We start from the raw sequence: 21,678 nt of genomic DNA, 5'->3' as shown, positions 1-21,678 counted from the left end.
CAGATTCTTTCTTTGCAACCTTAAAGTGCAACACATCTCAAATTTCGGTGAATAGATGAGCGTTTTGAAAACCTGTAGTTGCGTGGACGTCGCCCTAAACGCCCACGCTCAAATAGAAATTTAAGAATATGGTTTTTGCGAGTTTCCTCGGGCAACTGATCCTTGCGACAATTATACAACTCAGCTTGCCAATGGAGCCGCCCCAGAAACGCAAAAGCGCCCGACCTTTCGGCGGGCGCTTTGCTATTCTTGGTGAATCAGGGGACTTAGGCCAGAGCCAAAACCGGCTTGGACGAGATAGTCTGTTTCACATCATCTTCCGAGATGTTGTCGATCTGCGAAATCGCGACGCTGACTTGGTTTAGACCCTCGGACTGCTGTTTGGCGTTTTCGGCGATACCGTTCATCAGATCGGCGAGTTCGGACACAGCGTTCAGTATCTGGTTCAAGGATTCACCGGTTTCAGACACCAGTTCCACACCTTCGGAAACCTGCTCCGAAGAGGTTGTCACCAGATTGCGGATCTGCTGGCTGGCATCGGCCGAGCGCTGCGCCAGCTTACGGACTTCCTGAGCGACCACAGCAAAGCCGCGGCCTGCTTCGCCTGCGCGAGCGGATTCGACCGCAGCGTTCAGCGCCAGAAGGTCGGTCTGACGGGCGATTTCGTCGATCACAGTGATGATGGTGTCGATCTGCGAGGACGATGTTTTGATTGCGTCCATCGCATCCATTGCACGGTGGACAACCGCGCCGGAGCCCTCGGCATAAGAGCGCGTCTGCTCCACAACGGCGCGCGCGTTGCTGGCGGTCTCGGCTGCGGCGCTGGCTGCGGCAGAAATCTCTTCGACGGCGACGGCGGCTTTCTGACCCTCTTTGCGAGTGCGCGCAGCGACTTCCAGAGCCTGCTCGCGCGTGGCTTCGGCTTCGACCTGCGCTTCTTCGGCAGCAGCAGCGGATTTACTGAGTTCGGCGCGGCCGTCCAAAATAGCGACTTCGGCTTTGTCAGACTGGTGCATAGACCAGAACAGGATCGCTGCTTCAAGGACCACGATCACAGCATGGAAGACAACGCGCCCCAGAGCATCCAACACATCTACGCTAGGAAAGACGAGCGACGGCGCCAACAGGCCAAAGGCAAGGTGGTGCACCGCTGCAACCCCAACGGTGACGAGAAGTGCTGGCTTACTGCCCATGGTCGCAATGATTGCAAGAACGGCAAAGAAGATCATGTGCGCGTCAATCTGCCAGGGATGCCCTGCAAACGCAGAAACAAGCGCCGCAGCACAGCCCGTCAGAACCACGCCGAGGACGATGGCTTGCGACCTGAGCGCCACGCGGTTCGACAGGAACGCAACAGCCATCAGCACGCCGGCGACAACGAGTTCTGCGACAACATTGCCACCTACGATGAACGCCGCGATTGGGGAGAGGGGCGCCAGAGCCATCGCGACCAGACGGGTCATCGCGATCGCATTCGCCTTGGTGGAAGAGAGATCTTCAGTACTCATTTGGGTGTTTCCGTTGCGCAGAGGAAGGGAAATTTATTTGGGTCGAGCAAAAACCAAGCTCCTGCTTCTTTGAACGCCGCCGGTGCCGCGTCAGTCGCAACCACCGCGAGCGGAGCGTTGGTCGGACCTACGATCGAGCCGCCAGCAGACAAGACGATGGCCTCGGGGCCTCCGTGCCACGGCGGAGCGATTACAAGGACCAAATCTGCCTCCTCGGGCACTGATGCCACGGCGACACTCGCCAGTTCTGCAATGAGAATGGCGATCAATCCGATGGCAATGAGGGGCGCAGGGTGAAGGTTTCGCATTTAGCCTGTTTACTGAACGCAAAAAGGCGATCAATCGGGTCCCGACTTATGCGCCGTGGCCTCATCCAATCGGGTTAACGCCAACTGACCAAGTTGCTGTTTCCCTATCCCCATTCGGTCCTCACCCACTGATATTAAAAGAAAAACAGGCACCAAATGGCACCTGCTCTAACGTTTCAATTCTGTGAAGACCTAGTTTCGGGGCATATCCTTGGCCCGCGCCAGCCGCTTTTGCGCCGCGATGCGCATGGGGGCATTAGGCGCGCCGTAGCCTGCGTAACCATTTCGGCGCTCCAACACTTCGACAAAGAGCCCGCCGGGAATCGCCTGACTGTAGACTTGGAAGAACTCCCCTTGGTCGTCGCGGTCGTACAGGATGTTCAGCTTCTTCATGGTGGCCAGCTGATCCGGGTCAATGTCAAAGCGCGCGGCGAGGTCATCGTAGTAGTTCCCCGAAATCGGCAAAGTCGCAAATCCGCGATCCGCCAGTTTCTGCGCGGTCTCAAAGATGTCGTCAGTCGCCAGCGCGATGTGCTGAACCGGCGCGCCAAAGCTGTCCGCTAGGAATGCACCCGCTAGCGTCCGGTGGGTTTCCGCGCCGTTCAGGGTGATACGAAACTTGCCCGACTTCGCCTCCATCGCGCGAGAGCGGACCAGACCGTCAGGGTCGGTCACGTCGAACATTGGGGACTGCTTCATGTCGAACAGCGAGGTGTAGAACAGAGACCAAGACAGCATATCGTCATAGGTCATTGTCTGCGCCACGTGGTCGACGTGCTTGAGGCCCACGCCGGTGGTGTCAGCTTCGACAGGCGAGAATTCGTGCTGCCAGACGGGGGCCAGCTTGTCCGACTGATCAAGGAAATGCAGCAGGCTGCCCCCCAGACCACGGATCACCGGAATGTCGATCTGCCCCTCGGACAGGGGCTGCGAGAACATGGTCGCCCCCAGCGCCTTGGCGCGGGTGACAGTGTCCGCCGCCGATCCCACATCCAGACCGAAGTCACACACGCAAGTGCCGTGCATGTTGTAGGCCGATCCCGCGAAATCGTGGGGCTCTTCGTTGATAATCACGCGGATATCGCCCTGCTGCCAAAGCGCGACTTTCTTGTCGACGTGCTGGCCTGTCTTGGCGAAACCCAGAACTTCCAGTTGCTTGCGCAGTTTCTCGGCGTCATCACCGCGGGACGCGAATTCAATAAAGGACGTACCGTTGACCTCGACCTTGGGCGGGAGGTTCGGCAAGGGCATTGCGACTTCGGGCTCTTGGCGGCGCACGTCGTCCATCAGGTTGATCAGCGAACGATAGCCATCGCGGGCCACGGTCTTGGCGTTACCCTGACGGAACTGGTCGTTGAAAATCTCGAGGCTCACAGGGCCTTGGTAGCCGGTCGCGACAACAGCACGCATAAAGTCGGTGACGGCCAGATCGCCCTCGCCCGGCATGTTACGGAAGTGGCGGGACCAGTACAGCAGGTCCATCTCGATCATCGGCGCGTCTGCCAGCTGGACAAAGAAGATCTTGTCACCGGGGATGCGGCGGATGGTGTTCGGATCGATCTTGCGGCCCAGCGTGTGGAAGCTGTCCACGATCAGACCAATGTTCGGGTGATCCGCACGGCGCACGATTTCCCACGCATCGCGGTGATCGTTGACGTGGGTGCCCCACGCCAGCGCCTCGTAACCCACGCGGATGCCGCGCTTAGCCGCGCGTTCCCCCAGTTCGGCGAAATCCTCGGCGGCGCGGTCGATCCCGCCCAACGCCTGCGGATGCACCGACGAGCAGAATAGCACCAGATCGGTGCCCAATTCCTGCATCAGATCGAATTTACGCTCGGCGCGATCAAAGGCCTTGGTGCGCAGGGTACCGGGCAGACCTTCGAAATCGCGGAAGGGTTGGAACAGCGCAATTTCCAGCCCGTGGTCGCGGACAATGCGCCCCACATCGCGCGGGGTGCCTTCGTCCGCGATAAAGTCCTGTTCGAAAATCTCGATCGCCGAGAAGCCTGCGGCGGCGATTGCTTCGAGCTTTTCGCGCAGGTTGCCAGAGACCGATACAGTGGCGATCGAGGTCTTCATTAGTATGTCCTTTCGGTCATGAGTTCCGCGCGCAGCGCAGGTTCATCCAAGGGCGCGCCGCAGAAGAATTTCCACGCGTGAACCCCTTGGAAGAAGAACAGCTCCCACCCCGAAATGATGTCGAGGCCGTTGGCCTTGGCGTCCGACAGGAACTGGGTGTTCGGCGGAGTGTAGACCGCGTCAAACGCCCACGCCGCACCAGCCATCGCCCATTCCGCCAGCGGTGTGCCGTCATAGCCGACCATGCCTACGGGGGTGCAGTTCACGATGCCCTGTGCGCCGTCGGCCAAAGCCTCGGCATTCGAGCCACAAACGACTTTGACATCGGGCGCGGTCTTGCGGACGTCGGCGGCCAGAGCTTCTGCCTTGAGCATGTCGCGGTCGACCAGACGCAGTTCCTTGCAGCCCAGACCGACCAGACCAAAGGCAATCGCACGCCCCACGCCACCAGTGCCGATCATCAGGACCGCACCGGGGGCAAGATTCCCCCGCACGTTCCGATAGGCCGACATGAAGCCCGAGTAATCGGTGTTGTGCCCCTTGGGCATTCCTTCGCCAAAGATCACGGTGTTGCACGCACCGATGCCGCGGACCAGCGGGTCCTCGACTTCGAGGAACTTGGTCACGTACTCCTTGTAGGGATAGGTGACGTTGATCCCGCGGTAGCCGTTGTCTTTGGCGTACTGGAACACACCGTCAAAGTCCTGCTCCATCTCGCGGGGCACCAGACGCAGATAGCTGACGTCCATCCCGTTTTGCTCGCCTGCAATCTTGTGCAACAGGGGTGAGCGCGAGGCGGCGATATTGTCACCGATCAGGCCAAGTTGAAGTGTGACGGGCAGGTCTTGCATTACGATGCACTCCGGTTGCTACGGCCAAAGATCAAAGCTTTGCCCTTGGTCCACAGCGGGGTTTGCGACACGAAAATCAGCACCACGGCGACGAACAAAACGGTCGAGAGCGGGCTGGAGAAGAGACCACCAAAGAAGCGCCCCAGATCTTCGCGCTCGGAGATGATCGCACGGCGCCAGTTATCGTCCAAGAGGCGGCTCAGGATCACACCAAGAATGACCGGACCCAAGGGGTAGCCGTAGTGACGCATAAAGTAGCCGAACACACCAAAGCCAAGCATCCAGTAGACGTCGGTGATTGAGTTGTTCACCGCATAGGCGCCGACGATGGACAAGAGCATGATCAGGGGGATCAGAAACGCGCGAGGGATTTCCACGATCTTGGTGAACAGCTTGATGCCTGTCAGGCCGAACAGCAGGATAAAGAAGTTTGCGGTGATCAGCGCGCCCACGATGAACCAGAACATGTGCGGCTGGTCGATCATCAGCATCGGACCGGGGTTCAGGCCGTGGATATATAGCGCACCGATCATAATCGCAGTAACCGCATCACCGGGGATACCAAGGGTCATCATCGGAATGAATGCACCGCCCACCGCCGCGTTGTTCGCAGTTTCAGGGGCAACAAGACCTTCGATTGCACCGTCGCCGAATTCACGCTCGGGGTTCTTGGTCACACGCTTGGCGTGGTCATAGGCCATAAGCGCAGCGATATCGCCGCCTGTCCCTGGCAAAGCGCCAATGATGACACCAATAGAAGACGTCTGAACCGATAGCGGCAGATGCTTCTTGATGGTGCTAAAGGACGGAACGATGCGGTCGATCTTTTGCCGCACAGCGGGCATGTCGATGTGATGCAGCTGGAGCAGCGCCTCTGAAACACCGAACATACCGATCATCACGGCGATGAACGAGATGCCTTGGGTCAGCAGCGGGATGTCAAAGGTGAAACGCTCGGTAAAGGTCAACGGGTCCATGCCCACCGCACCGATGCCAATTCCCAAAGCACCTGCGAAGGTTCCCTTGATCAGCGAACCGGACGATAGCGACCCCACGAGCAAAATGCCCAGAACGGCCAGCAGCATGTAGTCCCTCGGCTGGAAGGTCAGCGCAAACTTAGAGACAAAGGGCGCGGCCAGAGCCAGCACACCGATCCCGATAAAGCCACCAAAGAACGACATAACGGTGGTCACGCCAATGGCGGTCCCTGCCTCGCCCCGCTTGGCCATGGGATAGCCATCCATCGCGGTGGCAATCGCCGAAGGCGCACCGGGAATATTGAGTAGGATCGCTGTCCGAGAGCCGCCATAGACGCCGCCCATGTAGATACCGATCATCAGAGAGATCGCTGGCAGAACATCCCAAGAAAACGTGAACGAAATCAGGATCGACACCGCCATCGTCACCGAAAGACCGGGAATGGCACCGACATAAACGCCGGCAAAGGTGCCCAAGCCCACCAGCAACAGCAGCTGCGGGTTTGTAAAGATCATCAGCATATCCATCAGGGCGCTCATGCGTCACCTCCTGCGGAGAATAGGTCGCGGAAGTACTGGATGAACTCTGCCTCGGGCACGATGCCTGCGGGCAAGAGCACCGTGAAGACGATGCGGAAGATCAGCCAAATCACCACGAGCGATCCAAGAGCGATGAGCAAGGTCACAGGCCAGCTGCGGCGGGCCATGAGCTTCATCGAGAGGATCAGGAAAATTGCGGCCGTCGGAATAAATCCCAGCGGTTTCAGAGCGATGCCAAATGCCACAAGCAAAACGAACATGACGATCACGAGCCAAGGCAAAATATCCTTGGACATGGTTTCGTTCGCCACGAGCTTCAGTCGGGCCGTCTTGACCAGAATAATAATCGACGAGATCAGCATAACGGCGGCTGTCGCCATCGGGATCGCACCGGGCGAGGACAGCGCCTCAAAGCCCGCGATACCGTAGGCGTTCCACAAGAGCGCACCGCTCCCAATCGTCAGAAGAATGGTGAAAACCAGTTCACCGGGGCGACGGCTGTCTGCGTAGCCACCCGGAGTGGCATCGGACGTACCATCGTGGTGATCAGCATCACCGCGAAAATCGGGTTCCATGGCTTCCTCCATCAGCCTAGTGCAAGGCGTGGCCCGCCCTGCGGAACGATAGACGCCGCCCATCTAGGGACGAGCGGCGCCAGTATAGCAGCTTCGCCCGCCAAGCGGGCGATCTGTCAGTTTGATTTATTCGCCGGGACGCGCAATGCCGAACTCTTCGGGCGAGTTCTTGGTCAGACCAGCGTCCTGCAGCAGCCAAGTGGTGTTCTGCTGCCAAGTCGACAGGAAGTCTTCGGCTTCGGCACCCGAGATGTTCATCATGGTGAAACCACGGTTGTCCATCAGCTGAACGAAGTCTTCGTTGGTTGCGGCTTCGGCATAGGCAGCCGACAGCTTTTCGACGACATCATCAGGGGTGCCTTTGGCAACGAACACACCAAAGAACGGACCCCAAGGCAGGAAGTCGTTATAGGTCTCGTTGAAGTCGGTGACTGCGGGCGCGTCGGGCAGCTTTTCGTTTGCTGCAACGTCGAACAGAGCCAGCGGCTTCATGTTGCCTGCGCGGATGCCTTCGATCGCTGCGCCCAGAACGGCGGGCATCACGTCAATCGCACCACCCTGCAGAGCGGTCAGCGCGGGGCCGTCACCGTCGTAGGGCACCGAGATCACGTCCAGCTCGCCTTCGACAGTTTCGATCATCGCGGTGACAACCGAAGGCAGGCCGCCGGGGCCAGTCGCGCCGAAGCGGACTTCACCGGGGTTCTCTTTGATGTAGGCCATCATGCCTGCGTAATCATCGAAAGGCGCGTCAGGGCTTGCCACCAAAATCGGGGTGCCACGTGCCAGCAGGTTGATGGGGGTAAAGTCAGTGTAGTCTTTCTTGCCCAGACCCATGACTTTGTAGAGCAGCGGGTTTTCCGCGCCCATCAGCAGGGTGTAGCCGTCGGTCGACTGGGTCGCGACGTAGTTCAGCGCGATCGCGCCAACGCCGCCGGTCATGTTCTGCATGACAACAGTGCCACCCAGCGCATCTTCGGCGTGGGGGGTGACCGAGCGCATTACGGTATCGGTAGACCCACCAGCACCCCACTGGATGATGCCTTGGATTTCCTTGGCGGGATAGTCAGCCGCCAAAACACCGGTTGCAGAAAGTACGAGCGCCGAGACGGCGCCGAAAGCGAAGCGTTTCATAGTATCTCCTCCCAATGAGATAATGTCGGAATAGCTTATTGCTCGCAGAGCTACCCGTTAAGACCAGAGACTGACGAAGCCAAGGCATAACGTCAAATACCTAAAGTTATCTCCTATTAACCTGAGGTTATTTTACTGCGGGCAGGATTTAGCGCCAATGTGTTGCTGCATTCGCCAATTCACGGGTCAGCAGTCGTATCGCATCTTCGGCAAAGGCTGAAAGGTTTCGACCCCGCTTTTGTACCACGTAGGACTGAACAACAACATTTTCTTTCAGGGGCTTACGCACCAAACCCGGCATGTAGACTTCGGCCACAGAAAACTCATCGATCAAGGCCACCCCAAGCCCATGCCGGACGAAGCTGACAAGTGTCTGTGCAAAACGTCCACGGATGGAATGCTGCATCGTCAATCCGGCCTCAACAAAGGGTTTGGCAAGGATTTGCCCGTAGGGATCCGCAGGATCGATCCCGATCAGAGGCTCGTGTTCTAAATCGTAAATCGAGATTTCATCCTGCTCTGCCAGCCTATGGCCATCTGGGACAATCACGACGATTCGCCCTTCGGCAATCTGTGTGTTTTCGATACCGGCGTTCTGCACGGGCGAGCTCATGATAACGAACTCGCCACGCTCGAGCAGCAGATAGTCGACCGTTTCCTCAATTTTCAAAATATTCAGGTCAATATAGAGGTCAGGGTAGCGCCCCCGTAGATCGCGGATCGCACGCGTGGCGATGAATTGCGCCACCGACGGGGCAGAGGCAAAGGCCAATCTTACGTCCTCTCCCTTTTGTAGGGAGTCGAGCGCGAGCTGCAGGTTTTCGACGCCCTTGTAGACCTCTCGGATCTGGTCAAAGACAGCGCTCGCCTCGACCGCAGGAGTAAAGAGGCCAGCGCGGCGTTCGAACAATCGGATACCAAGGCTCTCCTCTGTGTGTTTGATCAATCGGCTGATGCCGGGGGCGGAGACCCCCAAATGGTCCGCTGCGCCACTAATCGTCCCGCGCAGCATCACGGCACGGATTACCTCGATCTGGCGAAGAGTAATTTCTTTCATGCCTGTCTCCTCCCGCCACAGTGATTAACATGATGTTCCGTAATTCGATATACTTGTAATTGACGTTACGCAGCGGAATGCCTGAGATGGGCCCATTGAGGGGACGAGGGGGCAATAAAGTGGCGGTTAATACACCTGAAAAAGCTAGCTTTGACGTGATCGTCTTAGGGTCCGGCGCGGCTGGGTTGTCCGCAGCCGTGACGGCAGCGGGCCATGGCGCACGCGTCGCAATGATCGAGAAAGAGCCTGTAATCGGCGGCACGACAGCGTGGTCTGGTGGCTGGATCTGGAGCCCGCGTAATGGCCCTGCAAAGCGCGCCGGGATTGACGAGGATATCGACGCCCCCCGCACCTACCTGAAGGGCGTTCTGGGCAACTACTTTGATGCCAAACGGGTGGATGCGTTTCTAAAGGCCGCGCCAGAGATGGTCAGCTTTTTTGAAAGGGGCACAGCGCTGCAATTCGACGGTGGCTTTCCCATCCCCGACACGTATGGCCACGTGGCAGGCGCAGGTACCGGCGGACGGTCGGTGATCGCCCGTCCCTACGATGCCCGAGATCTGGGGGCGGACATCGCCCTACTGCGCAAGCCGGTGCGAGAGACCACCTTTCTGGGAATGACCATTCAGGCCGGTGCCGACCTGCGTGCTTTCATGACCATGACGCGGTCGGTGAAATCCTTTGCCTATGTCACGAAGCGCACGCTGCTTCATTTCCGAGATCTGGCCTTGTATCGGCGTGGAATGGATTTGCGGAACGGGATCGCTCTGGTCGGTCGCTTGCTGAAATCCGCGCGCATGGCGGGTGTCGATATCCGCACCGGCCAGACAGTCACACATCTAAACACCGATGGCAGCACCATTACCGGCGTCGTTCTATCCGATGGCACGAACCTCAGCGCACCAAGTGTCGTGTTGGCATGTGGCGGCTACCCTCAGGATGACACACGGCGCGCCCAAACCTTTCCCCGCAACGAGGAGCACCGCACCCTCGCGGTCAAGAGCGCCAATGGCAGCGGCCTTGCCTTGGCCGAAGCAGTCGGCGCACATGTGCGTACTGATATTGCACGGCCCGCTGCATTCTGTCCCGTCTCGACTGTACGCTGGCCCGATGGCCGCGTCGCGCAATTCCCCCACATCATTGATCGTGGGAAACCCGGTCTGATTGGCGTACTCGCGAACGGCCAGCGCTTCTGCAACGAAGGTCTTGGCTATCATGATTATGTTGAGGCTCTGCTCCGCGTAACACCAGAGGGAACGCCCGCGCGCAGTTGGCTGATCTGCGATCACCGTTTCCTGCGCCGGTACGGCATCGGCGTGGTGCGTCCGCAGCCCCTGCCCTTCAAGCAATGGATCAAGCGCGGGTACTTGAAAACCGGACGCACCCCCGAAGAGCTGGCTCGCGCTTGCGGGATAGACGCCAATGGCCTGACGCAAACGCTGGCTGACTGGAATGCGGGCGCAGATCGGGGCGAGGACCCAGCCTTTGGTCGCGGCACGAGCCCTTACATGCGACTTCAGGGTGACCCAGAGCAAACGCCCAATCCAAACGTAGCCCCGATCCGCAAAGCGCCGTTCTACGCGGTCGAGGTTGTGCCTGGCAGCTTCGGGACATTTGCGGGGCTGGCAACGAATGAGAACGCCCAAGTGCTGCGCGCAGATGGCTCCGTGATTGGTGGGCTATATGCGGCGGGCACGGACGCGGCCTCTGTCTTTGGCGGGTTCTATCCGGCAGGCGGGATTAACCTTGGTCCCGCAATGACCTTTGGCTTTATTGCGGGCCGGCACGCGGCCCAGACCGGAGCGAACACATGACGCGCGACATTTCTATTGCCCATCTTAGCGCGATTGAGCTCGCACCCCCTGCCCTGATCGAAGCCGCTGCAGAGGGCGAACTGGATGCAGTCGGTCTAAGGCTGATCAAAGTCACGGCAGATTCGCCCGGTTATCCCCTGTGGCAAGACCCCGCCATGATGCGCGCCACCAAGGACGCCCTGCGCAACAGCGGACTGCGTGTGAACGACATCGAATTCGTCAAAGTCACCGCCGAAACCACAGTAGAAAGCTTGCTGCCCTTCTTTGATTGTGGCGCGGAGCTTGAGGCGAACACCGCCATCCTCGCCCCGTACGACGAAGACCTGTCACGGCTGTCCCAAACAATCGGGGCGCTGTCAGAGGCCGCGCAGGCGCGTGGCCTAGGGGTCGTACTAGAGTTCTTTCCGTGGACTTCGGTGCCTGATTTGGCGACCTGCTGGAAAGTGGTGCAAGCGGCGGGTGACGACGTGGGCCTGTTGGTCGACAGCCTGCACTTCGACCGCTCGGGCTCTTCGCTTGACCTGTTGGCTCAGATCCCGCAGGAGCGGATCCCCTTTTTGCACCTCTGCGATGCGCCTGTTCTGCCCGCCTACGCGGTCGAGGATCTACTGCACACAGCACGCGCTGAACGGTTCGCGCCGGGCGACGGACAAATCGATCTGGCTGCCTTTCTAAGGGCCGCGCCCGATGCGCCCATTGGGCTAGAGATTCCTCGTCCCGCGCCAATGTCGGCTAGGGGGTTTGCCAGCGCTTTTGCCACCTACGTGCGGAAAACCCGCGCTTTGCTGGATACCCTTTCAGCGACATAAGCTGAGGCCAAAATGCACGAAAAGTACCAGCACAGGCTGGAGCGCTCCATTTACCGTCTTCTCTGTTCAAGGGCAAACTGACCGCCACGAAAAGGGAGGACGATCATGAAAACTCAGGTGGCGATTATTGGCGGCGGACCGTCAGGGCTGTTGCTGTCACAGTTGCTGAACCGCGCGGGTGTTGAGACCGTGGTGCTAGAGCGTTCGACCCGAGAGCACGTCCTGTCACGCATTCGTGCGGGCATTCTGGAATGGGGCGCTGTGGATTTACTGCGCGAGGCCGGTGTCGGCGACCGCATGGGCAAAGAGGGCATCCCCCACGACGGCTGTTACATGACCGACGAGGACTTGATGGTCCACATCGACTTCAAACACCTGACGGGCAAACAGGTCATGGTCTATGGCCAGACCGAAGTCACCACAGACCTCTATGCCGCCCAAGACACCATGGGCACGCAAATTCTGCACGGCGTAGAGGACCTTTCGATCCATGATCTGGACCAGACCCAATCCTATGTTACCTTCCGTCACGAGGGCGAAGAAAAACGGCTCGACTGCCTGTTTGTTGCGGGCTGCGATGGCTTCCACGGGGTCAGCCGCAAGACGATCCCCGAAGAAAAGCGTAGCGAGTTCGAGCGTGTGTACCCCTTTGGCTGGCTCGGCATTCTGTCTCACACCCCTCCAGTGAACGACGAACTGATCTATTCAAACTCGCGCCACGGCTTTGCTCTGGCTTCCATGCGCAACGAAAATCTTGTGCGTTATTATGTTCAGGTACCGCTGACCGATACCGTTGAAGACTGGTCCGACGACCGCTTTTGGGAGGAGTTCAGCCGCCGCATCCCGTCCGAAGCCGCGAGCCGCTTGGTCACTGGTCCGTCGATTGAAAAGTCCATTGCGCCCCTGCGATCCTTTGTGTCGGAGCCGCTGCGCTGGGGGAACCTATTCCTTGTGGGTGACGCCGCACACATCGTGCCGCCGACCGGCGCCAAGGGTTTGAACCTTGCTGCATCTGACGTGTTTTACCTGCACCAAGCCCTGATCGACGCCGTAAAGAGCAACAGCCAGACAGGGATCGAAGAATATTCGGCCCGCGCCCTGCAACGCATTTGGAAAGCCATGCGCTTTAGCTGGCAAATGACCACCATGCTGCACCGCTTTGACGGGGAGGATAGTTTTGCCGAGCAGATGCGGAAATCGACGCTGCGCCATCTGGCGGACTCTGAAACTGCCCGCCGCGATCTAGCCGAGAATTATATCGGTCTGCCTTACTGACCTTGACCGACAGGCCATAAGGGCGCGTCCTCAAACGCTTTGGCGTAACGGGACACGCCCTGCGCTAACGGGAACATCGTCGCCTGTAACGCATGATAAACGTCGGGCTTCCCCGCGAATTGTGTCGCCATTGGACGCCCCTCTGCGTCGATCTCGGGGAACCAGCCCCCATGAACATGGTCGACAAAGTGGTCATTTGCGAACTGCCAAAGGCGTCGATACCACTGCTCGTCCTCTTCCGTCGGCGCGATCTTCAAGAGACTCGCGAGCACGCCGATCGCCTCAGTCACCGGCCACCAATAGCGGTCGGCGATGTCCGGCGTACCATTGAAGTTCAGTGTGTAGACCAGCCCGCCGCGCTCTGTATCCCATGCATCCTCTAGCGCTCGGGTCACCACACAGCGCGCGATGTCTAGCGTGCCGTCCTTTGGACGCCCCACCAGATCCCAGTATTGCAAGAGCAGGCGCGACCACTCGACAGAGTGTCCCGGTGTCGTGCCTTTGGGCCGGAACATCGGATCACCGTCATAGGCACGATCTATTTGCCAATCAGCAGTATAATGTTCGGGAATACGCCAGCCTTCATCCCGCGCGACGTGTCGCATAAAGAAATCTAGAATACGTCCTGCCCGTGTCAGATAAACCTCGCGCCCTGTGGCCTCGTAGGCGGCGAGCAGCGCTTCGGCCCCATGCATGTTGGCGTTCATCCCGCGATAGGTCGAAAATGGCGTCCAATCTCGGTTCCACTCATCTGCGAACAGGCTCGGGCCATCCTCCCAGAAGTGGGTGTCGAGCACGTGGCTCGCATCATCAATCAAGCGGTCCGCATCGGGGTGACCTGCGCACTTGGCCGACGCCCCAGCCAGCAAGACGAAAACATGCCCATAGGCCAGCTTGCGCCCGTCGGCGACCTGCTGCCCCTGCACGCCCCATACATAGCCGCTATACGCCCTGTCGCGATGCGCGTTCCAAAGGTACGCCATGCCTTGGTCAATCAGCGTCTCCGCGCCCTGATACCCTGCCAAGTGCGCCAAGGCGTAGCTGTGGACCAAGCGCGTTGTGGAATGCAGTTCTTGGAGTTGGTGCGCCATCGGCGCCCCGTCATAATCCAGAGATACAAAGCCTCCTTCAGGCCGGATGCTACGCGCAAAGAAATCAAGCTGTCGCTCGGCCTCTTGGGTCAGCCACGCACGATGCTCAGGCGAGGAGAGCCACGGGGTCGATCCCTCTGGTCCGGGCGCTGATTGGGGCATGGGGGTCTCCTGATCGAACAAGGGCAAAGTTACCCTTCTTGTAAGACTGTTTGCGATAACGGCTCAAGCGGAGACCGGCCATCTGAGTCGCCCGAAACCAGAGCTTCGGCAACGAGCGTATTCCGGCGTATGGGCGTTTTGACGCGAATTGATGCTCTGGTTAGGGCAGTTCACACCAAACGCAGAGCATGCGATATCTGGCAGCGCTTGCCTGCGTCGGGCACCAGACCCTATCGGCGCGCATGCGATCAAGGTTACAATCCAGCAAACGGCAAGGGGACAATATGGCTCTGTTAGTGATTCACACCGGTGGCACCATCGGCATGGTTCAAACCGATGCAGGGTTTGCCCCTCGCTCTGGCGTGTTGGAAACCGCAATCGAAGAGTTGCGGGCAGCGGGTCAGGTCTCGACCGAAGTGCACGTCCAAGGCTTTGATCCGTTGATTGATAGCGCGCAGGCCACCCCTGCCGATTGGGCCAAGATCGCCGCAACCATCCATGCGGAGTACGACCGCTATGACGGGTTCGTCGTGACCCACGGCACGGACACACTCGCCTACACTGCAGCCGCTCTGTGTCTGGGGCTTCGTGGACTACGCAAGCCGGTGATCGTCACGGGTGCGATGTTGCCCCTGACGGTTGAAGGGACGGACGGTACGCGAAACCTGAACGATGCCCTGACCGCCGCGAGCGAAGCCCCCGCAGGCGTCTGGGTGCAATTCGCGGGCAATCTGCTGCACGGCGGGCGGGTCCGGAAATCCCATTCCCATGCCTTTGACGCGTTCGAAGCCGAGACGGTGATGACCCCGCCAGTGATCCCCGCGGAAACCTTGAACCTCGCACAAGTTCAGGACCACCGCGTCGGCGTGGTCTCGATCACGCCCGGCACCTGCACAGAGCTGATCCGTTTTGCCGCAGACACCTGCGCGGGCATCGTCCTGCGCTGCTATGGCTCGGGTACGGCTCCGGATACGCCCGCCTTGCGCGCAGCCCTGCGCCGCGCGCAAGAGCGGCAAATCCCGGTCGTCGCCGTGTCCCAGTGCGCCGAGGGCGGGATTCGCCTTGGCACCTACGCAGCGGGCGGCGTCCTGCGCGAGACTGATGTGATCGACGGACGCGACATGACACCAGAGATGGCTTATGCCAAAGTCCAATTCGCCCTGAGCCAATTCGAAAACATTGACTCGCAGCGCGAGTACCTGACCACCTGCCAGTGTGGGGAATACACCGCCGCTTAGGGCAGAGGCGCCTCGATCAGACCCGACCCCGCGCGCAGACCGCCCGACAGCATGTGACGCACCTCTGCTGGGATCGATGTATCGTCTGGCTGATAGAGCCCGCTCAGCTTCAGACTTTTACGCAGATCAAGGCTCTGGCCCAGATACTGACAGACCATCCGCGTGGCCGCAGGCGGGCGCGGCGCACGGGCGGCCACCCCTGTCACGACGCCCGTCAAATAATTGATCCGGTTGTTATAGCTGGGATAAAGGATGATCTGCATGACCTCGTTGCGGGTCAGCATCTCCATCACGGTCATGAACAGGCGATCCCCCAGCAAGAAGCAAGCGCCCTCGTATTTGCAGGTGAACTTGGCCTGACCAGGCAAACCGACCTTCTCGATGCTTTTGACGTTGATCCCGTGCTGGGTACGGTACAGCTGCGTCAGCGCTCGCAAGATCATCCCCGGATGGGACATGGAGTTGTAGTAGGTGAAATAATATCCCACGTAGCGATCCAGATCGGTCCGAGAGCCCATGCGCAGGTCCTCAGCAATTGCGGCGATCTTGTTGGTTTCGGCGCGTACGCCGGATTCCTGAGGTTTGAGCCTGATCAGCTCCATGAACTGTCCGTGGGGCAGCAGCAGTTCAGCCTCTTCGACACCAAAGAAGTCGCACATCCGCCGCATGATCCGCAAGGAGGGAAACGTCTCGCCGCTGAGGTAGCGGTTGAACTGCGAGCGGTTCATGCCCAACTGCCGGCACACTTCGGCGATAGATTTATGATAACTGCACAGCGCCTTCAGGTTGGCGGGCAAATCTCGGGACATGTGGGCACATCTTTCACTAGTTGACGCTGGTTCGCATACAGATCGCGCCACCCCTGCGCAAGCTAGCGAAATGGTAACCCTCGGTTCGCTCACTAGGGTGCCCCGAACTTTGAACCAAGACCGGATCCACGAGGGGCTTCATGGAATTTTTAGAAATGATCTTTGGCAGGATCGGCGATCTGACATGGGGTTGGTCCCTGATCCCGATCCTTGTCGTCTTTGGCGCGTTCATCACCATCGCCACCGGCTTTGTCCAGATCGAGTACTTCGGCCGCATGTTCCGAGTTCTGTCGAACAAGAACAACTCGGACGACAATTCCCAGATTTCTGCACGCGAGGCATTGCTGGTATCTGTGGGCGGTCGTGTCGGCGGTGGCAACATCGCGGGCGTTGCGGTTGCGATCACCCTTGGCGGGCCCGGCGCGGTGTTCTGGATGTGGGCGATTGCGCTGGTCGGCATGGCCACTAGCCTCGTCGAATGCTCGCTCGCGCAGCTGTTCAAGCGCAAGACCGATGACGGCGGCTATCGCGGTGGTCCGGCGACCGCGATCATGCACGGCCTCGGTGCCTCCTACAAATGGCTGGCAGTGGTCTACGCGATCTGCCTGATCGCAGCGTTCGGCCTCGGCTTCAACGCATTCCAAGGCAACACCGTCGCGGGCGCTGTACAGGACTCGCTGGGTGTGGATCGCCTGTGGACCGGTATCGCGCTGGCCGTGATCTCTGGCTTCATCATCTTTGGCGGCATCCACCGCATTGCCAAGGCGTCGGACGTTGTCGTCCCGATCATGGCGGTGGGCTATATCCTGATGGCACTGGTCGTCATCTTGATGAATCTCAGCGACATTCCCACCGTCCTGACCACCATTGTGCGCAATGCCTTTGGTTGGGAAGAAGCTGTCAGTGGCGGTATGGGCGCAGCGATTGCCCAAGGTCTACGCCGCGGTCTGTTCTCGAACGAGGCAGGCTTGGGCTCTGCCCCCAACGTCGCGGCGACTGCCCATGTGCGTCACCCGATCAGCCAAGGCATCACGCAGGCCTTCTCGGTCTTCATCGATACCATCCTGATCTGCTCGTGCACCGCTTTCGTGATCCTGCTGGGTGATGTCTACGTTCCCGGTGCCGAAGGCATCGACGGTGTCGCCCTGACCCAGCAGTCCATCGTGTTCCACCTTGGTGATTGGGCGCAGTACTACCTGACGCTGGCGATCCTGCTCTTTGCTTTCTCGTCGATCATCTACAACTACTACCTTGGCGAAAACGCTCTGACCTTCATGACCCAGAGCAAAGCAGTTCTGGTCAGCTTCCGTCTGGCGATCATGGGCATTGTCTTCCTTGGTGCCGTCGCACCCGGAGCAACCGCCGTCTTCTTCTTCTCGGACCCGATGATGGGCATTCTGGCGATCGTGAACCTGCTTGCGATCATGATGCTCTTCCCTGTCGCGATGCGCCTGCTGCGCGACTTCCGGGAACAACTCAAGGATGGGGTCGAACGCCCTGTCCTGAACCCAGATGACTTTGCGGATCTCGATATCGACCGCGAAGCATGGCGCGGCCACAACGGCTAAGCCAAACTTAGGGCCACCTTCGGGTGGCCCTTTTTTATGGGGCGTTACAAAAAATTCACGCTCCAATGTCTATATTTCGGATATACCTGAAATATGGAAAAAATGATTCCCGATCGTCTCGCTATTCTGGGTCACCCTGCGCGGCTGGCCCTGTTCCGTCTGTTGATGCGCCGCTATCCAGACCGATTGCCCGCAGGTGAAATCGCGGGCGCGCTGGACCTCAAGGCCAGTACTCTCTCCACCTACCTGTCCTCGCTCATGCAGGTCGGGCTGGTGACGCAGCAACGCGCGGGCACCTCGCTCATGTATTCGGTGGATATGGAGACTGTGCGACAGACCTTTGACTATCTGCTGGTGGATTGCTGCCGTGGCCGCCCCGAAATGTGCGCCCCAGCCCCCGCTCCAAGATCAAGCGGCAAAATGAGCGTTCTGTTCTTGTGCACCGGAAACTCTGCAAGGTCGATCATGGCCGAAGCCATTCTGCGAGACATGGCGGGTGATCGGTTCAAGGCCTACTCCGCCGGGACACATCCGCGCGACTCCGTGAACCCAATGGCCCTACGCACACTCGAAGCCAACGGGATTGAACCCATCGGCCTGTCGCCCAAACACATGGATGCGTTTCAGGGGCATATGGCCCCGCAAATGGATTTCGTTTTCACTGTGTGCAACCAAGCCGCGAACGAAGAGTGCCCCACATGGGAGGGGCAACCGATCAGCGGCCACTGGGGCTTGCCAGACCCCAGCTCTCTGGTCGCAAGCGGATTCTCTATCGAAGACGCCTACCAACACACCTATCGCGCGCTGCGCCAGCGCGTTGCCGCTTTCGTGCAGCTACAAGTCGACTCGCTGGACCGGATCGCGTTGCAGAGCGCGATCGACTCTATTGCCCGCATGCCAAAGGACTACGACGCATGATCACCTACGCCCTGAATGGCCTTGGCCGCATCGGTAAGCTTGCCCTCAAACCGCTGCTCGAGCGCGGCGCCAAGATAGCATGGATCAACGACGCAGTAGGCGATCCCGAGATGCATGCCCACTTGCTGGAATTCGACACCGTTCACGGCCGCTGGGATGCAGAGTTCAGCCACGACTCGGATAGCGTCACGATCAACGGCACCCGCCTGCCGTTTGTCGGTACATCTGACCTGAACGAACTGCCTCTGGACGGCGTTGATGTAGTCATCGACTGCACCGGCGTTTTCAAGACCGAGGCCAAGCTCGCCCCCTACTTTGCAGCAGGCGTGAAAAAGGTTGTCGTCTCGGCCCCTGTCAAAGACGGCCCCACGGCGAACATTGTCTACGGCGTGAACAACGACGTCTACGATCCCAAAGAGCATCAGATCGTCACCGCGGCAAGCTGCACCACCAACTGCCTTGCACCTGTGGTCAAGGTCATCCACGAAAACTTGGGCATCAAGCATGGTTCGATCACCACGATCCACGACGTGACCAACACACAGACCATCGTGGATCGCCCCGCCAAGGATCTGCGCCGCGCGCGATCTGCACTGAACTCGCTAATCCCGACGACAACGGGCAGCGCCACGGCGATCACCCTGATCTATCCCGAACTCAAGGGCCGCCTGAACGGTCATGCCGTGCGTGTGCCTCTGCTGAATGCGTCGCTGACCGACTGCGTCTTTGAGGTGGAGCGGGAGACCACAGCCGAAGAGGTCAATGCCTTGTTCAAAGCCGCCGCCGAAGGCCCGCTGGCCGGCATCCTCGGCTATGAAACACGGCCGCTGGTGTCTACCGACTACACCAACGACATACGTTCCTCGATCGTGGACGCCCTGTCGACGATGGTGATCAACGGCACCCAAGTCAAAGTCTACGCTTGGTATGACAACGAGATGGGCTACGCGCATCGGCTCGTTGACGTGGCCGAAATGGTCGGAGCCCGCCTGTGAGCACCCGCCCCGAAGGAATGTCCGCCTACATCGCGGTCACAGCGGCCTATTGGGCTTTCATGCTGACCGACGGGGCGCTGAGAATGCTCGTTTTGCTGCATTTCCACACTCTGGGCTTCAGCCCTGTGCAACTGGCCTACTTGTTCGTGCTTTACGAGATTGCAGGCATGGTCACGAACCTGTCCGCAGGCTGGATTGCCGCGCGGTTTGGACTGACCTCTACCCTCTACGTCGGGCTCGGCATTCAGGTGGTTGCGCTGATTGCCTTGGCGCAACTCGATCCAGCATGGTCCATCGGTCTGTCAGTCACCTACGTTATGTGCGTCCAAGGTGCGAGCGGCGTGGCCAAGGATCTGGCCAAGATGTCGTCAAAGTCTGCAGTCAAGCTTCTGGCCCCAACTGAGAAAGGAGGTCTGTTCCGTTGGGTCGCTGTCCTGACAGGCTCCAAGAATGCGGTCAAAGGCGTCGGCTTCTTGCTGGGTACTCTGATGTTGTCCACGTTAGGTTTTGTTTGGGCGACTTATTTGATGGCAGGCGTGTTGTTCATCATACTCGTCGCTATTGCCTATGCGATGCCTGCCGGGCTGCCGACAGGACGAAAGGGTGCCAAATTTTCGGAAGTCTTCTCAAAGTCGGCCAACGTGAACTGGCTCTCGGTGGCACGCCTGTTTCTATTTGCTGCGCGGGACGTGTGGTTTGTGGTGGGCATCCCGATCTATTTTTACAGTGTGCTGTCTGATGGGACCGCAGAGGGCAATCGCACGGCATTCTTCATCATCGGAACGTTCATGGCTGCGTGGATTATTCTGTACGGCTTGATCCAAGGTCTTGCGCCCAAAGTCCTGCGCGCAGGCGCCCGTTCGGAAGCGGCTCTCATCGCCGACGCGCGCCGTTGGGCGTTCTTGCTTTCGGCCATTCCTGCCGCTCTCGCCTGCGCCGCATTCATGGCAACCGGCCCATCCGATTGGCTTACGGCGTTACTGATCGTTGGACTCTTGGCCTTTGGCGCCGTCTTCGCAATCAATTCTTCGCTCCATTCGTACCTGATCCTCGCATTCACCAAGTCAGAACGGGTAACTATGGACGTGGGCTTTTACTACATGGCCAACGCCGCGGGGCGACTGATTGGGACTGTTATGTCTGGGGCAGCTTACCAAATGGGGGGCTTGGTGCTGCTCTTAGCGTGCGCGACCGTTATGGTGCTCATGTCAATGATTGCGGCAGGTCAGTTACGCTCTTGAAGGAATTACTGACGCTTATTCGTTTAGCGTCGGCACTATAACTGTTCTTTTTGCACAACAGCGGCCTTCTCGGCCCTCGCTTTCGCGGGCCCTGCTGATCTATAGCGCGGGGCATTTTCTCGTTACCCTCCCCCCTTCCTCTGTCGGCAGTGTAACGTGAAGGATTGGCGTCGCGTCTCGATCCGCTATGATCGATGCCCAAAGTATTACTCTCGGCCATCGTACTCGCTGCTCTCGTCATCCATAAGTTACGAATGCTGCCCACAATTCGAAAGCGTTGATTGCAGGAACTCGAATTGCGCACGGCTTGCTTCTTTGAAGGTATTTGACAAAGCCGCTCGTATAGAAATTTCGGTCCACCTTAAACACGGCTTTTCGACTTAGCATCTTGTTATGTGAGATGCCCCGACCCGGCTTGGAATACGTTCGTGCCAGAGCAAAACGGATGGTGTGAATAGCACTTAGGGAGAATTGATCGAGCTTGAACTCGCCTGTGAAATCCCCTGCAATCGTCCATCGCTGTCTCCTTAGATCAATATGTACAAAGAAACTGGCCGATATAGCTCTTTCGATCGCCTTGCATAAATAGATTAACGATGGGACCCAGCATCTCCTGTCTTAACTGTGTGTTTACAGGTGACCTGCCACGGGATTTTTCCTCCATCATCGATTAGAGTCTGACCCAATTTGAGGACAGACAATGAAGCGTACACGATTTACGGACGAACAGAT

18 protein-coding genes are annotated in these 21,678 nt (G+C 58.7%); 8 read left to right on the top strand and 10 right to left on the bottom strand.

The genetic code is table 11. The annotated features are described in order from the left end of the window. Nucleotides 1–266: 266 nt before the first annotated feature. The 8 genes from BM225_RS13015 to BM225_RS12980 form a co-directional block, all read right to left on the bottom strand. Nucleotides 267–1,508: a methyl-accepting chemotaxis protein gene (locus BM225_RS13015; protein ID WP_072704738.1), complete on the bottom strand. Its 1,242-nt coding sequence runs from the start codon at nucleotides 1,506–1,508 to the stop codon at nucleotides 267–269. After that, a complete protein-coding gene (locus tag BM225_RS13010) occupies nucleotides 1,505–1,816 on the bottom strand; it encodes a hypothetical protein (protein ID WP_072704735.1) in 312 nt (103 codons plus the stop codon). Before BM225_RS13010 ends, BM225_RS13015 begins: the two co-directional genes overlap by 4 nt. Nucleotides 1,817–2,008: 192 nt before the next feature. Further along, nucleotides 2,009–3,895, bottom strand: coding sequence for a bifunctional sugar phosphate isomerase/epimerase/4-hydroxyphenylpyruvate dioxygenase family protein (locus BM225_RS13005; protein WP_072704732.1), 1,887 nt, complete (start codon nucleotides 3,893–3,895; stop codon nucleotides 2,009–2,011). After that, nucleotides 3,895–4,746, bottom strand: coding sequence for a shikimate dehydrogenase family protein (locus BM225_RS13000; protein WP_072704729.1), 852 nt, complete (start codon nucleotides 4,744–4,746; stop codon nucleotides 3,895–3,897). The genes BM225_RS13005 and BM225_RS13000 overlap by 1 nt, the downstream gene beginning before the upstream one ends. Continuing rightward, a complete protein-coding gene (locus BM225_RS12995) occupies nucleotides 4,746–6,263 on the bottom strand; it encodes a tripartite tricarboxylate transporter permease (RefSeq protein WP_072704727.1) in 1,518 nt (505 codons plus the stop codon). Before BM225_RS12995 ends, BM225_RS13000 begins: the two co-directional genes overlap by 1 nt. Next, nucleotides 6,260–6,838 carry a tripartite tricarboxylate transporter TctB family protein gene (locus tag BM225_RS12990; RefSeq protein WP_072704725.1) on the bottom strand — a complete coding sequence of 193 codons (579 nt, stop codon included), beginning with the start codon at nucleotides 6,836–6,838 and terminating at the stop codon, nucleotides 6,260–6,262. The genes BM225_RS12995 and BM225_RS12990 overlap by 4 nt, the downstream gene beginning before the upstream one ends. A 126-nt stretch (nucleotides 6,839–6,964) precedes the next feature. Beyond that, entirely contained in the window at nucleotides 6,965–7,969 is a 1,005-nt protein-coding gene (locus BM225_RS12985) for a Bug family tripartite tricarboxylate transporter substrate binding protein (RefSeq protein WP_072704722.1), read from the bottom strand. 148 nt (nucleotides 7,970–8,117) lie between these two features. After that, nucleotides 8,118–9,026, bottom strand: a complete 909-nt coding sequence (locus tag BM225_RS12980) for a LysR family transcriptional regulator (RefSeq protein WP_092464798.1) — start codon at nucleotides 9,024–9,026, stop codon at nucleotides 8,118–8,120. Between the two features lie 119 nt (nucleotides 9,027–9,145). Between BM225_RS12980 and BM225_RS12975 the strand changes: the two genes are divergently transcribed. The 3 genes from BM225_RS12975 to pobA all read left to right on the top strand — a co-directional run bounded on the left by BM225_RS12975 (nucleotide 9,146) and on the right by pobA (nucleotide 12,924). Next, a complete protein-coding gene (locus BM225_RS12975) occupies nucleotides 9,146–10,840 on the top strand; it encodes an FAD-dependent oxidoreductase (protein ID WP_072704716.1) in 1,695 nt (564 codons plus the stop codon). After that, nucleotides 10,837–11,649 (top strand): sugar phosphate isomerase/epimerase family protein, encoded by an 813-nt coding sequence (locus BM225_RS12970; RefSeq protein WP_072704713.1) that lies wholly within the window; start codon nucleotides 10,837–10,839, stop codon nucleotides 11,647–11,649. The genes BM225_RS12975 and BM225_RS12970 overlap by 4 nt, the downstream gene beginning before the upstream one ends. Nucleotides 11,650–11,754: 105 nt before the next feature. Continuing rightward, nucleotides 11,755–12,924, top strand: a complete 1,170-nt coding sequence (pobA, locus tag BM225_RS12965) for a 4-hydroxybenzoate 3-monooxygenase (RefSeq protein WP_092464797.1) — start codon at nucleotides 11,755–11,757, stop codon at nucleotides 12,922–12,924. Here pobA and BM225_RS12960 read toward each other — a convergent pair. Beyond that, nucleotides 12,918–14,177 (bottom strand): AGE family epimerase/isomerase, encoded by a 1,260-nt coding sequence (locus BM225_RS12960; RefSeq protein WP_072704707.1) that lies wholly within the window; start codon nucleotides 14,175–14,177, stop codon nucleotides 12,918–12,920. The genes pobA and BM225_RS12960 overlap by 7 nt on opposite strands. Before the next feature lie 284 nt (nucleotides 14,178–14,461). Here BM225_RS12960 and BM225_RS12955 point away from each other — a divergent pair, with 284 nt between their 5' ends. Beyond that, nucleotides 14,462–15,415 (top strand): asparaginase, encoded by a 954-nt coding sequence (locus BM225_RS12955; protein ID WP_072704704.1) that lies wholly within the window; start codon nucleotides 14,462–14,464, stop codon nucleotides 15,413–15,415. Here the strand turns inward: BM225_RS12955 and BM225_RS12950 are convergent. Further along, entirely contained in the window at nucleotides 15,412–16,224 is an 813-nt protein-coding gene (locus BM225_RS12950) for a helix-turn-helix domain-containing protein (protein WP_072704701.1), read from the bottom strand. The two genes, BM225_RS12955 and BM225_RS12950, sit on opposite strands and share 4 nt — an antisense overlap. Nucleotides 16,225–16,364: 140 nt before the next feature. Between BM225_RS12950 and BM225_RS12945 the strand changes: the two genes are divergently transcribed. From BM225_RS12945 to arsJ, 4 genes are all read left to right on the top strand, one after another. Continuing rightward, nucleotides 16,365–17,792, top strand: coding sequence for an alanine/glycine:cation symporter family protein (locus BM225_RS12945; protein WP_072704698.1), 1,428 nt, complete (start codon nucleotides 16,365–16,367; stop codon nucleotides 17,790–17,792). A 93-nt stretch (nucleotides 17,793–17,885) separates the two neighbouring features. Then, entirely contained in the window at nucleotides 17,886–18,710 is an 825-nt protein-coding gene (locus tag BM225_RS12940; protein WP_072704695.1) for an arsenate reductase/protein-tyrosine-phosphatase family protein, read from the top strand. Next, a complete protein-coding gene (locus BM225_RS12935; RefSeq protein WP_092464796.1) occupies nucleotides 18,707–19,705 on the top strand; it encodes an ArsJ-associated glyceraldehyde-3-phosphate dehydrogenase in 999 nt (332 codons plus the stop codon). Before BM225_RS12940 ends, BM225_RS12935 begins: the two co-directional genes overlap by 4 nt. Then, complete coding sequence (gene arsJ, locus BM225_RS12930; RefSeq protein WP_072704689.1) at nucleotides 19,702–20,946, top strand: organoarsenical effux MFS transporter ArsJ; 1,245 nt, start codon at nucleotides 19,702–19,704, stop codon at nucleotides 20,944–20,946. The genes BM225_RS12935 and arsJ overlap by 4 nt, the downstream gene beginning before the upstream one ends. Nucleotides 20,947–21,678 lie beyond the last annotated feature (732 nt).

The sequence above is a fragment of the Donghicola eburneus genome (assembly GCF_900115865.1).
Lineage (GTDB): Bacteria > Pseudomonadota > Alphaproteobacteria > Rhodobacterales > Rhodobacteraceae > Donghicola > Donghicola eburneus.
This window is presented reverse-complemented; position numbering and strand designations above follow the sequence as displayed.